The sequence below is a fragment of the Phyllobacterium chamaecytisi genome, assembly GCF_020164455.1.
In the GTDB taxonomy this organism is placed as follows: domain Bacteria; phylum Pseudomonadota; class Alphaproteobacteria; order Rhizobiales; family Rhizobiaceae; genus Phyllobacterium; species Phyllobacterium chamaecytisi.
In genome coordinates, this window is the sequence record NZ_JAIQWW010000011.1 from 51315 (window position 1) to 65832 (window position 14518).

Below are 14518 nucleotides of genomic sequence, written 5' to 3' on the forward strand. Positions count from 1 at the left end.
AGGGAAGACATCCCCAATATGTTCGTTGTCCGGATTATGGCTGACTTAGGCGCGGCGCGCGGAGATCGTACGGTCACTTGCGTAGCGATTTTCCGGACGTTGCAGTCCGAGATTTTCCCGGAGGGTTTTTCCGGAATATTCCGTGCGGAAAAGTCCGCGGCGCTGAAGTTCGGGAATGACCTTCTGAGTGAAATCGGTCAAACTCTCCGGCAGTACGGGGAACGCTGCCATGAAACCATCACTAGCGCCCGATCCCACCCAATGCTCCATCTGATCGGCAACCTGTCTGCCAGTACCATAAAAGATGGCCTTGCTGCGGTTGTAACGCTTGCACACCTGACGCAGTGTCAATCCTTGTTGGATCAGCCCGACGATCTCCTCAAAGTAGACCTTATGGAAATTGGAGGATTTGGGAACGCGATTTTCCGGTACAGGCTCGTCCAAGGGAAGATCGGAGAGGTCTGTTTCGAGATCCGTTTTCATATACATCAGGTTGACTTCTATCGGCACGAGCTCCTGCCATTCGGCCCATTTTTCGCGCGCCTGCTCTTCGCTTTCACCAATAACAATTGAGACGCCTGATAATATTTTGAGTTCATCCGCATGGCGGCCGAATTTTGCCATGCGTCCCTTTAGGTCGGCGTAAAAAGAGGTTGCTTCTTCAATGTTGGCACCCGTACCAAACACTACTTCAGCGGTTTCGGCAGCCAATTCCTTACCGGCAGCCGAAGCACCCGCCTGAAATATCACCGGTCTGCCCTGTGGTGCGCGCGCCATATTGAGAGCACCATAGACCTTGAAGAACTCGCCTTCATGATCAAGCACATGAAACTTAGATGGATCGAACATCCGCGCATTTTTCTTGTCATAGATGAAGGCGTCATCTTCCCAAGTATCCCACAGCGCTTGCACGATCTGGAAAGATTCGCGCGCCTTCTCGTAACGTTTGGCATGAGGCGGAAGGCGGTCGAGGCCGAAATTGCGTGCGGCATAGTCGTTGGCGCTGGTAACTACATTCCAGGCTGCCCGACCGTGACTGATGTGGTCCAGTGAAGCGAACAGCCGGGCGATATTGTATGGCTCATAGAAGCTCGTCGATGCCGTCGCACCAAGTCCGATATGAGATGTAGAGCCGGCAATGGCAGATAGAAGCGTGATCGGTTCCATCATGTTCATATAAAGGGGGGAACGGCTCCAAAAATCGAGATCATCGGTTCGGGCTGCAGGTGTGTCGGCCAGAAAAAAGAAATCCATCTTGCCGCGCTCGGCGGTCTGAACCACGTTGCGGAAATACTCGATATCGATTGCGGCGTTATCCTGTGCTCCTGCTGTCAGCCATGCCGCCGAATGATAGCCGTTTGCTTCGAACAAGCCCCCAAGCACCATCTGTGTCTTACCAGTCATATCTTGGCTCCGCTTATCATCTGCTCAGATCCAGGCTGCGCTTTTGCCCCCAATGTTATGACGACCATATGATGGTCGGAAAAGTGCTGTAAATTATGTTTTTCGATGTGGTGGGTTAGCGCCGACCTAAGTAGAGCAAAGACGGCTGGTTGTGTTGCCAATTCTGAAACTGGCTGGAGAGTGCCCTACCTCATGATATATTTCAGGTGGCGATTGCCTCGAACTGCTCTTGAGCGTAAGAAAAAAGTGGTGGCGCCCGCGCCAATTTCTTCGCCATAGGACGCAAAACAGAGACTCCGCATCTGAGTCGACTGAATCAAGACCGCCCTACGACAGTGGCGCTTTTGAAGTGCGGAAAAGCACCTTGATATCCACCGCCGCGGAGGACTTCACTATTCCAGCGGCATGAGTGGGGTAGAAATCAAGCGGCTGGATTACGTCTCGGTCACGAATTTGGTTCTCAGAAATGCGTCGAGACCTTCCGTTCCGCTTTCCGAACCATAACCGGATTCATTGACGCCACCGAACGGCGTTTCGGGTGTTGAAACCATCATGTGATTGACACCAACAAGGCCGGCTTCAAGTTCAGTCTCGGTCTTTTGAGCCAGACTGCCGTTACGAGTGAAGACAAAGGAAGCCAGTCCATAGGGAAGCGAATTTGCACGTTCGATGACTTCATCGAAATTGTTAAAGGTCGTGGTCGGTGCTATCGGCCCGAATGGTTCTTCCGACATTATCCGCGCATTGTCCGGCACGTCTCGTAGAAGGGTGGGGGCGTAGAAGTAACCTTCATTGCCAAGGCGTTCGCCACCTGTAACGACTTTCGCGCCGGCGGATCGGGCATTACTTACAAGCGCATCCATGGCATCAAGCCGACGTGGTGCGATCATCGGGCCCATCTGAACGCCATGTTCAAGACCATTGCCCACTTTGATCTTGCCGGTGCGTGCCGCAAAGCCCTCAATGAAGCATTCATAAATGGAATCCTGGACATAGAAGCGCGTGGGTGAGGTGCAAACCTGGCCCGCATTGCGAAACTTGAACGCCACGACTGTGTCGAGCGTTTTTTCCAGGTCCGTGTCTTCATAAACAATGACGGGCGCGTGTCCGCCGAGTTCCATGGTACAGCGCTTCAGTGTGTCTGCTGCCTGCTTTTGCAAGAGCTTGCCAACGGCTGTCGAACCCGTAAGCGAAACTTTCTTCGGGATGGGCGATGCAATCAAATAGGATGAAACGTCGGCCGGAACGCCGAAAACGATATTGAGAACCCCTGCGGGAAGTCCTGCGTCCTGAAAGCACCGCGCGAGGGCAACAGCGGTTCCGGGCGTCTCCTCGGCGGGCTTCAATATGATCGAACACCCTGCACCGAGAGCTCCGGAAATTTTCCGAATTGTATTGCTGGCAGGAAAATTCCATGCGGCAAAGGCTACGACAGGTCCGACGGGCTCTTTGAAGATCATCTGGCGCACGCCGGGAATACGAGCAGGCACGATGCGCCCGTAGGCGCGCTTGCCTTCTTCACCGTACCAGCGGGTAGCATCGGCGGCGAATTGGACCTCGCCGAGCGATTCTGCAAGAGCCTTGCCATTCTCGATCGTCAATATGCGGGCGATGGCTTCCTTGCGCTGTTCAATCAATGATGCGGCTTTATCCATGATTGCCCATCGCTGCATGGCCGTCATGGCTTTCCATACCTTGAAGCCCTTCAAGGAAGCGGAAAGCGCTCTGTCGAGGTCCTGCTGAGAGGCATGGGGAACACTCGCAATGACTTCTTCCGTAGCCGGGTTCACCAGATCTTCGGACTTGCCAGTCGACCCCTGACACCACACCCCATCAATCAAGAGTTCGATCTTTTCTTCGTACATCTGCAGTTGATCCTTTCGATTTTAAAATTGACGCTCGCTCTTAATTGCGAGCCACAACCCGAGAATATCCACTTGACTCGTACATTGTATACACTATGGTGTCGACATGAATTTAGTTCGCATCCAGAAATTGTCGATTTCAATTCCCGAAAATCTCGCTGAGATTCTGGAAGAGGAAATCATCTACGGGCGTCTCAAATCGCGGGAGCGTCTGACGGAAGAAATGATCGCCGAGCGCTACGGCGTCAGCCGTTCTCCCGTACGTGAAGCGCTGCGCCTCCTAGAACGGGATGGTCTGGTCATACGCGAAGCCCGTCGCGGGATTTGGGTGGCGCCGCTTTCGCTCAAAGATTTCGACGAGGTCTATACTTGCCGGATCGAACTCGAAGGGCTTGCTGCCAAATACGCCGCGTTGTCCAATGACACAGAGCGCAAAGGAGAGTTTTCAGGCCTGCAGAATGAGCTTACGGACGCAATAAAGCGTAACGATGCAAAGCAGTTTTTTCTCGTTGACGTGCGTGGCTCGTTGCTGACTTACACACTAGCGGACAACAAGACGCTTACGCGCCTTCTCGGGGGATTGGAAAAGCAGGCTTTACGCTACCGCTTCCATGCGTATCAGCAGAATCCGAATATCCTTCAGCTCTCCTTTGATGACACGGCGCGGATTTACGATGCAATCCGTGACGGCGACGCGGCCAAGGCCCAGGATCTCACGGAGAATCTCATCCGCGAAATCTGGCAAAAAATGCGCGAAGGGATTCGCGGATCATTCGGTGCGGAATAGGCGGCATCATGGTAACGGCGCTCAATTCCTCATTCAATGTCATCGATTCACACACTGCTGGTCATCCGACGAGGATGATACTAAGTGGCATTCCCGCACTGAAAGGCGACACCGTTCGCGAAAAGCGGGATTACTTCCAAGCCAACTTCGATGCGCTTCGTTCAGGGCTCCTGCATGAACCCAGAGGTCATGCCGCAATGGTCGGGCTCGTGCCGGTTCCATCCGCCGTCGCCCACTATGGCGCTTTTTTCATCTCCTCGTATGTCTACCTCGACATGTGCGGACACGCGACAATGGGGCTGGCAAAAACGCTGGCTTTTACAGGGCAGTTGACTGCAGAGAGCGGCGATAATTTTACCCTCGAGACTCCCGCAGGCGTCGTCACAGTCGGACTTGCCTGGAGCATCGACGGCTCGCTGCAAAAAGTGAACATAAAAAACGTTCCGACATATCTTGGCCTCGAGAACTTCAGATTCAGCGTTGACGGTGTCGGCGACCTATCGACGGACATCGTCTATGGAGGGATGTGGTACGCCCTGGTCGATGCCACTGCCCTCGGCTACGATCTCGCACCGGCCAATGCCTCGACGCTTATGCTTGCGGGCTCAAAAATCAAGAACGCCCTGAAAACTGCGCTATCGGATATGCCGCTCTTTCAGGATGCGGCGACGCCGAGCGTCCTGTTCTATGCCGATGAGAGTGCCGACACTGCAACACACTTCCTTGTTCTGGAATCGAATAAATTTGACCGCTCGCCCTGCGGAACCGGCACATCGGCAAGGCTGACGCACCTTCTTCACACGGGCGCACTCCGCCGTGACCAGACATATTTCGCCAAGAATATTTTTGGCAACAGGTTCGAAGCCAGATTTGCTGGCACTGCCACGGCAAACGGTCGTGAAGCAGTTGTGATCGAGATTGAAGGCAGCGCCTTCATTACCTCGCAGCAGAACATTTTCTTCGAAGCAGGTGACCCGCTCGCAGGCGGTTTTCTCTGCAGCTGATTATCCAACAAACAAGAAAAAGGGGAATAGAAAATGAAACCGTTCAATCTTCGTTCAATTATAACCGCCGCAGTTGTGGGGCTTTCTTTGCTCACTGCTCCCATGACGTCGTATGCTGACGACGGCCCTTCCGTTGTGATCGATCAGATACGCTCATCGGGCGTTCTGAAAGTTCCCGTCATGACCGGAGAAGAGCCTGGCTATATCAAGGACCCAGCCACTGGCAAGTGGAGCGGCTTTTACTACGAGTTTCTCGAGGAAATCGCGACACAGCTCGGCGTCAAGCTTGAGCCCATCGAAACCACTTGGGGCAATCTTGCTGCCGACTTTCAATCGAACAAGATTGATATTGCGATTGGCGTGAACCCCAATCCAAAGCGCGGCCTGGTTGTCGATTACCTGTGGGAACCATTGTTCACGGACGCATGGGCCGTCCTCACGCCGAAGGGCAAACCCGTCAAGACCTGGGCCGAGTTGAACTCGCCGGATAAGACGGTTGTCGTCCAGAAGGGCAGCACCATGCAGATCGTCGCCGAGGCGCTGCTTCCAAAGGCCAAGATCACGCCCGTCGAGGACCGGGGTCTGGCGTTGATGGAACTTCAGGCGGGACGTGCCGATGGCGTCGTGTTCGCTGTGTTCGACGCTCTTCAGATCACCAACAAGGATATAGGTGACGTTTCTCTGCCTGAGCCTATCCTTCGCAACCCGGCGACCTTGGCTGTTGCCCGTAAACCAGGCAATGCAGGATACATCAATTTCCTTACCAACTGGATCCAGCAGGAACGTTCACTTGGCCTTGCTCAGGGCAAGCTTGCGCGTGCCTGGGAAAGTCGCGGTATAGATCTGTCGATCCTCCCGGCAGGCTTCAGCTTCTAATTTCTAACGGACCTGGCAGCCACACAAACGCGGCGGCCAGGTTCCCACTGGCGTCCAGTTGCGGCGCGACGTGCTTCGCACCCAGTGAGGACTTTATATGTTCGATTATACAGTCATAACCAACAATATAGGCCTGCTTTGGCAGGGTCTGCTGATGACGCTATATTTCACCGTCATCACAATCAGCGCCGGGCTGGTCCTGGGTCTGTTTATTGGATTGATCCAGCTCAGTACATTTCGTCCGCTCGTGATTTTCGGTCAGATCTATGTCGAATTCTTCAGAAATATACCCCTGCTCGTCACGCTGCTGTGGGTCTACTACGCGTTTCCAATTTTTGCCGGCGTGAATGTAACGAAATTCTGGGCCGGTTTCATCGGCCTCAGCTGCTACGTTGGATCGTTCTACGCTGAGATTCTTCGAGCTGGGGTTCTTTCGGTTGATCCTGGACAGACGGATGCCGCGACAGCGATCGGCATGTCCTACGGGCAACGGATGCGCCGCATCATTCTTCCGCAAGCGTTCAAAAAGATGATCCCGCCGCTTGCCGGTCAGTCGATCATCCAGATGAAAAACACCACGCTGCTGTCGACCATCACCGTTCCAGACCTGCTCTACCAGGCTGGGTATATCAGCAGTTTCACATACCGGCCGATGGAGATCTACACCGCCGTCGGCGGTATCTTCCTGGTCATCCTCGTGCCGCTGACGCTCTTGTCCAGAAAACTCGAAAAAAGCGGAGCACTTGCGAAATGAATATGCCATCGGCAACAAGTCCTGCGATTCATGAAAACGCCACCAGGGAAATCCTGCAACTCCACCGCATTTGCCTGCAGTTCGGTGCAAAGCATGTTCTCAAAGGTGTAGACCTTTCCGTTAAAGAAGGGGAAGTCGTTGTCCTGATCGGAGCCAGCGGTTCCGGCAAGACATCGCTCCTGCGTTGTATCAACCTCCTCAATACTCCAACAAGTGGAGGTATCGTCATTGATGAAGAGGTGCTTTTTCACAAGGAAGCCGGCGGTCAGCGGCAGACAATGATCTCGGCGCAGGAAACAAACCGGATTCGTTCCAGTACCGGAATGGTCTTTCAACAATTCAATCTCTTTCCGCATATGACCGCACTTGAAAACGTCATGGAAGGCCCGGTGATCGTCAAGAAACAGTCCAAGGAGCAGGCATGTAAGAGAGCGCTTGAACTGCTTGGGCTCATGGGCCTTGAAGAGCACGTATCGAAATACCCGCGACAGCTTTCTGGTGGCCAGCAGCAGCGCGTGGCCATCGCACGGGCGATGGCAATGCAACCGAAAGTCATGTTGTTCGACGAACCCACATCTGCACTCGACCCGGAGCTGGTGGGTGAAGTCATGAAAGCCATGGTGGAGCTGGCAAAGCGCGGGATGACAATGGTGATCGTCACCCATGAACTGGGCTTTGCTTTCGAGATCGCTGACCGTGTCGTCTTTCTGGACCAAGGATTGGTCGCTGAGCAGGGGCCGCCCGACAAGATATTGCTGCACCCGGAGCACCCTCGTCTAAAAAGTTTCGTTGGACGTTTCCACGAGTCCGCCGATCTCCTTCGCCCATTTCTCGAAGCGCGTCAGGCAGAAAAAAGCTGACGCTGCCCTGCCTTTCGAGCGCTAAACGAACTTGAACCCGACAGCCTCGGGTTTGGCACAAGACATGTGGATTTGTATCCGCCGACCTTAAAGGAAGACCAACAATGACACTGAGTTTCGATCCTTCCACTATCGATATCCCCAAGGGTCATCATATCGACGGTCGGTATATCGATTTGCCTGGCGAAGACATCCGGGTTCTCAGACCTTCGGATCTGCAGTTAATGGGGATGATCACCGATGGTGGGGAAGCGGCTGTCGACCTCGCGGTAGAGGCGGCGAAAGCCGGGCTGAAACACAGCGGCTGGACCAGGCTGGCTCCCCGCGAACGCGGCGCGGCCCTCATGCGCTTTGCCGCATTGATCGAAGAAAACGCAGTCTACCTTGGACAGCTGGAAGCGATGGGATCAAGCCGGCTTATATCGATGACCATCACACGCGATGCGGTCCGCACCGCCGGTGTCGTGCGCTACTACGCTGAATTCTGCGACAAGATCGAAGGAACTGTCACTGCTACGGATGGCAATTCACTCAGCCTGGTCAAAAACGAACCTTACGGCATCGTTGGCGCGATCGTTCCATGGAATTTCCCCATGATCACGGCTGCATGGAAATTCGCACCGGCTCTGGCCGCGGGCAATGCAGTCGTCATGAAGACATCGGAGCTGACACCGCATAGCCTGCTGGCACTGGCGGAACTCGCCGCGAATGCGGGTTTGCCGAGGGGGTTGTTCAACGTTGTAAACGGCTATGGTCATACGACAGGCGCTGCGATTGTCCGTCATCCGGATATCCGCAAGATATCGTTCACCGGCTCAACCCAGACAGGCGCAGCGATCATGTCACTCGCGGCGCAGTCGGGGATCAAGCCTGTCGTACTGGAGCTTGGCGGCAAAAGTCCGCAGCTCGTTTTGTCGGATGCCGGCGATCTCGATCTGGTTGCAACCAGGATAGCCGCTGCATTTATGGACAATGCGGGCCAGGTTTGTACTGCGGGTTCTCGTTTGATCGTCGAAGACAGGATATCGGATGAACTGATTTCGAAGATTGTCGCGCGGACCAAAGCAATTGCCGCGGGTCCGACCTGGGACGAGACTACGACCTTTGCTCCGATCATCAGCCAGAAGCAGCACGACCGCATAGACACCATGGTTAGGCAAAGCATATCCGAGGGTGCGTCCGCCTTGGTCGGCGGTACAACGCTCGAAAGCCGTAACCAAGGCAACTTTTATGCGCCGACAATTCTGGAGAACGTATCGGAGACGAATGTCGGGTTCCGTGAGGAATTTTTTGGCCCGGTGCTTACCGTCAGCAGTTTTTCTGATCTGGATGAGGGGCTGGCGCAGGCCGCTCACCCAATATACGGCCTGGCCGCAAGTATTCACACGACTGATATCAAGAAGGCTCTGAAGGCGGCAGACGCGATCGAGTCGGGCATGGTTTGGATTAACCAGCACGGGCGTGGGCCCGAATTCACCTATCCGGCCGGTGGTTTCAAAGGCTCGGGATTCGGTAAGGACATGGGCCGTGCAGGTATCGAGGCTTTCCTTCGGCAAAAGGCAATCTGGGTCAACTACGGCTGAACGGAAGCATTCAAATGCAGTATGATTTTATTATAGTGGGCGGTGGGTCCGCCGGTGCTGTCCTTGCCAGCCGGCTATCGGAAAGCGGTGCCAAACAGGTTGCGCTTTTCGAAGCGGGGCCAGATACGCTCCCAGACGATGTTCCCGACGTCATTGCCGATAGCTATCCCGGGCTTTCGTATTTCGATCCCAAATACCATTGGACGGAGCTGCGCGTCTTCAACCGTTCGCCCAAACAGAATTCGCAAGTGGTAAAGTCCGCCAAGCTCGAGCAGGCCAGGGTGATGGGAGGCGGATCGAGTATCAACGGTCAGTTCGCGGTTCGCGGTTTGCCTCATGATTACGACGAATGGGAAAGCCTGGGTCTCGCCGGCTGGGGTTGGGACGGCATGCTGCCTTATCTCAAAAAGCTTGAGCGGGATCTCGACTTCAACGGTGAGCTCCACGGCAAGGCTGGCCGTATCCCCATACGCCGTGTCTTTCCCAAGGACTGGGCCGGGTTTACCAAGTCCGTCCTCAAAGTGACGGAAACGCAGTATCCGTACCGTGATGATTATAATGGCAGCTTCGAAGACGGCTCGTTCCCACTCCCCCTCTCAAATGAAAACGACCGGCGTGTATCCACGGCCATAGGCTATCTCGACAAGCAGGTGCGGACACGCAAGAATTTACACATTTTTGCAAATGCGTTCGTTGAGGGCCTGATCAATGAAGGAACACAGATAACCGGTGTGAAGGTGAAGATCGATGGCCGGACGCAGGACTATAAAGCGAACGAGGTAATCGTTTCGGCAGGCGCGCTTCATTCGCCTGCAATTCTCTTGCGTGCCGGTATTGGACCGGCGGCACAGCTTGCCAAGCTTGGCATCAAGGTCATTGCAGATCGGCCCGGCGTTGGCGAAAACCTTACAGACCATCCCCATCTTGCGGTGGGTGCACATTTCAAAAAGACTGCCCGGCTTCGCCCCGGACAAAGGCGGCACATCTTTCTCGGCGTCCGCTACACCTCCAACCACGCGGACTGCCATCCCGGCGATATGCTGCTCATGCCCGTAAATCGCGCAGGTTGGCATCCTTTGGGCAAAGCCATGGGTGCGCTCAATGTCTGCGTCAACAAATCCTACTCGCGCGGCACGGTGACATTGAAAACGGCTTCGCCGACTGACGAGCCGATTGTCGATCTCAATCTGGCGTCGGACGGGCGGGACCTCATGCGCTTGGTGGATGGATTCAAGCGCCTCTACAAGATCATGGAAGCGCCTGACGTGCGCAGGCATGTGAACACGTGGTTTCTTGCCGGATACAGCGACGAGGCTCGCGCGCTGAGCGTGCGCAAGCCCTGGAACTGGATCAAGACGGCGACTGCTGCTTGGCTCTTCGATTATGCGCCATTCTTCCGCGAAACATTGTTGAAGCGGAAATTCGGGACCACCGAGCGCATGCACGCGATGATGAAGAATGATGACCTGATTGCTGAATGGGTCAAGGAATCCGTGTGGTCGGGCTGGCATGTTTCCGGCACTTGCAAGATGGGCTCGGACGATGACCGCATGGCTGTTCTCGACGCCAAGTGCCGCGTTCGCGGCGTTCAGGGCCTGAGGGTCGTCGATGCATCGATCATGCCCACAATCGTGGCGGCAAACACAAATATCACAACGATCGCGATTGCCGAAAAGGCAGCCGATCTCATTTTGGCCGATTGAAATAACAAGGAAAATCAAGATGCGTGCGAATAAAGTCAAAGATATCTGGGCAGCTGGCGGTGAGGTTATAACTGGCTGGCTCGGCATCCCCTCATCGATTTCGGCCGAACTGATGGCGCAGCAGGGCTGGGATGCCCTATGCGTGGATCTTCAACACGGCGCGACGGATTATGTCGATGCGGTTCCGATGCTTCAGGCAATTTCCACGACCGACACGACACCGTTCGTCCGTGTTCCCTGGAACGATCCTGCCATCATCGGCAAGGTGCTCGACGCCGGTGCGTATGGCGTGATCTGCCCTATGATCAACACAGCCGAGGAAGCCGACACTTTTGTTAAGGCGTGCCGGTATTTTCCAAAGGGCGGTCGCAGCGTCGGGCCACTGCGCGCGTCGCTTTATGCTGGGGCCGATTATTTTCAGCATGCCAATGACACAATCATCACGATGGCGATGATCGAGAGCGAGCAGGCGGTCAAGAATCTGGAAGGCATCCTTGAGACCCCGAATCTCGACGCGATCTTCGTCGGTCCTTCGGATCTGGCAGTTACATATGGTGAAGCGCCGGGTTTCGATCCTCGCTACCCGGTTGTCTATGAAGCAATCGAGTATATCGCCGCCAAGTGCAAGGAAGCAGGCGTGATCCCGGGTATCCACTGCGGTTCGGTTGCCTATGGCGCCGACATGCGCAAGATGGGTTATCGTTTCATGGCCTATCTTTCGGATTTTCGCATGCTGCAACAAACTGTGGCTCGCGGACTACCGGCATTTCGCGCCGGAACGCCAAGCACAATGACGCCTTGAATGGGCGAGCCTGAGTCCATGTCATGAATTCGAAAGTATCACCGCCCGACGCCCGACGGGTCACCGTCATCGGTGCAGGTATCATCGGCGTATGTACGGCAAATTATCTACTCAAGCAGGGCTTTGCCGTCGATTTGGTAGACCCTGCGATCCCAGGCTCAGAGGAGCAATGCTCCTTTGGGAATGCGGGGGGTATCTGTCCCGGCTCATGCATTCCCAACTCGATGCCCGGTGTTTGGAAAAATGTACCAAAATGGCTGATGGATCCTGAAGGCCCGCTGTTCGTGCGCCTGGCTTATTTGCCCCATGCACTACCGTGGCTGCTGCGCTTTCTTGTTTCCAGCCGCAAGTCCCGCGTCGAGGAAATATCAGCGGCCATGCGCTCGCTGCATCGCTATACGTTCGAATGCTACGAACCCTTGATCAGAGAAGCCGGGTGCGAAGACCTGTTGCACAAACGTGGCCAGCTCTTCGTTCATGAAAGTGCAGATGGCCCAGGAAAAGGTGCCTATGGTCTGGGTCTGCGGCGGGAGCACGGCGTTAATGTCCAGATACTGAATGCCGACGAAATCCGTCAGCTGGAACCCGCGTTGGCCCCGATCTTCAAAAGCGCGGTCTATCTGCCCGAGCAGGGTCAATGCCCGAATCCTGGCCGGTTGGTGGCAAAACTTGCCGAAAACGCGGTGCGCCACGGCGCGCGACTGGTGCGTGCACGAGTGATCGGCTTCGAGATGGCGGGAAATGGTCCCGTTGCTTTGAAACTGGAAGACGGTTCACGAATGCCGGTCGAAACTGTTGTGCTTGCCGCAGGGGCATGGTCGGCACACCTTGCAAAAATGCTTGGGGATCACATTCCTTTCGAATCGGAGCGCGGCTACCATGTCACCGTGAAGGATGCCGATACGGGACTTCGCATCCAGACGATTTCAGCCGATCGTAAATTCGTCGCCTCACCGATGGAAGACGGTTTGCGCATTGCGGGAAACGTCGAGTTCGCCGGTTTGAATGCCCCTGCCAACATGGCGAGGGCAGACGTGCTTCTGAACCAGGCTCGGCCAATGTTCAAAAAACTGGAGATTGGTGAAATAACGCGTTGGATGGGACATCGCCCGGGCACGCCTGACAGCATCCCGGTTATCGATAAGGCATCGCGCGCCGATAATGTGATTTACGCCTTTGGCCATGGCCATCAAGGCTTGATTGGCGGTGCGGTTACCGGAAAAATCGTTTCCGAAATCGCGGCAGGTATGCCGACGACCATCGATATCTCACCTTTTCGGCTCGATCGGTTCTGATCACGGCAGCATTGGTGCCCAATTCCCTTGCACGAGGAAATAATGACCGCGATCACTGTCGAAAATAGGTTGGATCTGGACGATCCCAAGCGCGCATATGCGGTGTTGATATGCGACCTGCTTGGTTTGCGCTTTGGCAAAGATGGTCGGCCCGACATATCTGAAATCAGGGCCCATATCGAAGCGAAGGGTGGCGTGTTTCATGATTGTCCAATCACCGGGATTGCAGAACTCACGAAGGGGCTCATTCATTTCTTTTATCAACCTCATCTGAGTACCCGCGATGAGCTGATCGAGGCGGCAGGCAATGGGCGCTATGATGCGGTGATTGCCGCGGCGACCTTTCTGCCGGCGGAAACGGTTTTTCCACTAGGAGGCGTCCGCATCGGTGCCGGTACTGGAAATATGGGGTCTGCATCATGGGGTGGTGGCAGCGGGGAGGGCGGCGGTGCTCCCCTGATGAACACGCCCGGCATCAATAGCCGTGCTACAGCTCAAATGGTGATGAAGGCCATATTGAAAGTCTTGCCCGATTTACCCGTCGATAAATTGCATGCGCTTGTTGCTGCGGGCGATTTCGACACCGGTAAAGATTTGCAAAATTTTCCCACCGAGAAGCTTGAAGGGAAAACCATTGCCGTCATCGGATATGGCAATATCGGTCGTGAGGTGGCTAAACTCGCCCACGCATTTGGCATGAAGGTCGTAATTTATGCGCGCTCCCGCCATAGAGTGCGAATAGAAGGCGAAGGATTCGCCTATGCGGACACTCCTGGCGCGGCCGCTTCAGGCGCCCATGTGTTGACGGTGCATGTCGGGCTCGGCAATTTGAACTCTGATACGAAGAAATTTGCCAATGCAGGGTTGATAAACAGTGATGTGCTTGATGTGATGTGCGACGGTTCCGTGGTGATAAATTATGATCGCGGCGAGGTCCTTGACATCACGAGCCTCCGCCGAGCTTTAGCCAGTGGCAAGGTTCGCCACGCGGCCATTGATGCGGATCTTTTCAAGAACGATGAAACCAGCGAACTGTCGGGCCCCATGCTCCCTTATCTGCAGTTGGCGCGGAACTTCCCCGGGCAACTTGAACTGTTGCCGCACGCTGCGGCCGACACAGATCACGTCTCGCGTGTCGCCGGGGCCAAACAGGCGGTCGATCAGATAGTTGACGTTATCCGTCGCAAGGTGGTGGTGAACCTCAGGGGCACTTTACCCGAAGGGTATAAAAACGGTGGCGCTATCGTTCCCACCGGCATTGGATCCATTACGCCTAGACGCGTTTTGGCGCTTTTTTCGCAGGCCGGGATGGTTGAGGAGCTTGCAGAGCTCAGCGAATTGAACGCTAGACTCTGGCTGCAGGCAATCAAGGTGCCGACAAAAGAGCGTCAGGCTTTTGTTGATCTACAAGGCAAGCAGCTCATTAGCCTCCTCAATAAGCTTTGCCTATTTGCGGAAGAGAACTCGCTTAGGGGTTACTACGAATAGCAAACCGATTTTACGAACGATCAACTCAACCAAATCTCCAATGGGATTTTTATCCCTACGCAGGCTGCTGATTGGAAACGTGGTCATGGCACTGTGA

At 54.8% G+C, this 14518-nt stretch carries 12 protein-coding genes; 10 read left to right on the forward strand and 2 right to left on the reverse strand.

The features are described 5' to 3' along the window. Nucleotides 1-45: 45 nt before the first annotated feature. Nucleotides 46-1404: an LLM class flavin-dependent oxidoreductase gene (locus tag LB462_RS17395; protein ID WP_224510646.1), complete on the reverse strand. Its 1359-nt coding sequence runs from the start codon at nt 1402-1404 to the stop codon at nt 46-48. Between the two features lie 434 nt (nt 1405-1838). Then, nucleotides 1839-3269, reverse strand: a complete 1431-nt coding sequence (locus LB462_RS17400; RefSeq protein ID WP_224510648.1) for an NAD-dependent succinate-semialdehyde dehydrogenase — start codon at nt 3267-3269, stop codon at nt 1839-1841. A 106-nt stretch (nt 3270-3375) separates the two neighbouring features. Between LB462_RS17400 and LB462_RS17405 the strand changes: the two genes are divergently transcribed. The 10 genes from LB462_RS17405 to LB462_RS17450 all read left to right on the forward strand — a co-directional run bounded on the left by LB462_RS17405 (nt 3376) and on the right by LB462_RS17450 (nt 14421). Beyond that, the gene (locus LB462_RS17405; protein WP_224510650.1) at nt 3376-4056 is read left to right on the forward strand and encodes a GntR family transcriptional regulator; all 681 of its coding nucleotides are present in this window, start codon (nt 3376-3378) and stop codon (nt 4054-4056) included. 8 nt (nt 4057-4064) lie between these two features. Continuing rightward, on the forward strand, nt 4065-5060 hold the full coding sequence (locus tag LB462_RS17410; RefSeq protein ID WP_224510652.1) for a proline racemase family protein: 996 nt from the start codon (nt 4065-4067) through the stop codon (nt 5058-5060). Nucleotides 5061-5093: 33 nt separating this feature from the next. After that, entirely contained in the window at nt 5094-5936 is an 843-nt protein-coding gene (locus LB462_RS17415; RefSeq protein ID WP_224510654.1) for a transporter substrate-binding domain-containing protein, read from the forward strand. A 97-nt stretch (nt 5937-6033) separates the two neighbouring features. After that, complete coding sequence (locus LB462_RS17420; RefSeq protein ID WP_224510656.1) at nt 6034-6690, forward strand: amino acid ABC transporter permease; 657 nt, start codon at nt 6034-6036, stop codon at nt 6688-6690. Further along, nucleotides 6687-7550: an amino acid ABC transporter ATP-binding protein gene (locus LB462_RS17425; protein WP_304610449.1), complete on the forward strand. Its 864-nt coding sequence runs from the start codon at nt 6687-6689 to the stop codon at nt 7548-7550. The genes LB462_RS17420 and LB462_RS17425 overlap by 4 nt, the downstream gene beginning before the upstream one ends. A 104-nt stretch (nt 7551-7654) precedes the next feature. Then, complete coding sequence (locus tag LB462_RS17430; RefSeq protein ID WP_224510658.1) at nt 7655-9133, forward strand: aldehyde dehydrogenase family protein; 1479 nt, start codon at nt 7655-7657, stop codon at nt 9131-9133. A gap of 14 nt (nt 9134-9147) precedes the next feature. Continuing rightward, complete coding sequence (locus LB462_RS17435; RefSeq protein ID WP_224510660.1) at nt 9148-10836, forward strand: GMC family oxidoreductase; 1689 nt, start codon at nt 9148-9150, stop codon at nt 10834-10836. A gap of 19 nt (nt 10837-10855) precedes the next feature. Further along, nucleotides 10856-11638, forward strand: coding sequence for an HpcH/HpaI aldolase family protein (locus LB462_RS17440; protein ID WP_224510661.1), 783 nt, complete (start codon nt 10856-10858; stop codon nt 11636-11638). A gap of 23 nt (nt 11639-11661) precedes the next feature. Beyond that, on the forward strand, nt 11662-12933 hold the full coding sequence (locus LB462_RS17445) for an NAD(P)/FAD-dependent oxidoreductase (RefSeq protein WP_224510663.1): 1272 nt from the start codon (nt 11662-11664) through the stop codon (nt 12931-12933). 42 nt (nt 12934-12975) lie between these two features. Next, a complete protein-coding gene (locus LB462_RS17450; RefSeq protein WP_370637212.1) occupies nt 12976-14421 on the forward strand; it encodes an NAD(P)-dependent oxidoreductase in 1446 nt (481 codons plus the stop codon). Nucleotides 14422-14518: the final 97 nt, after the last annotated feature.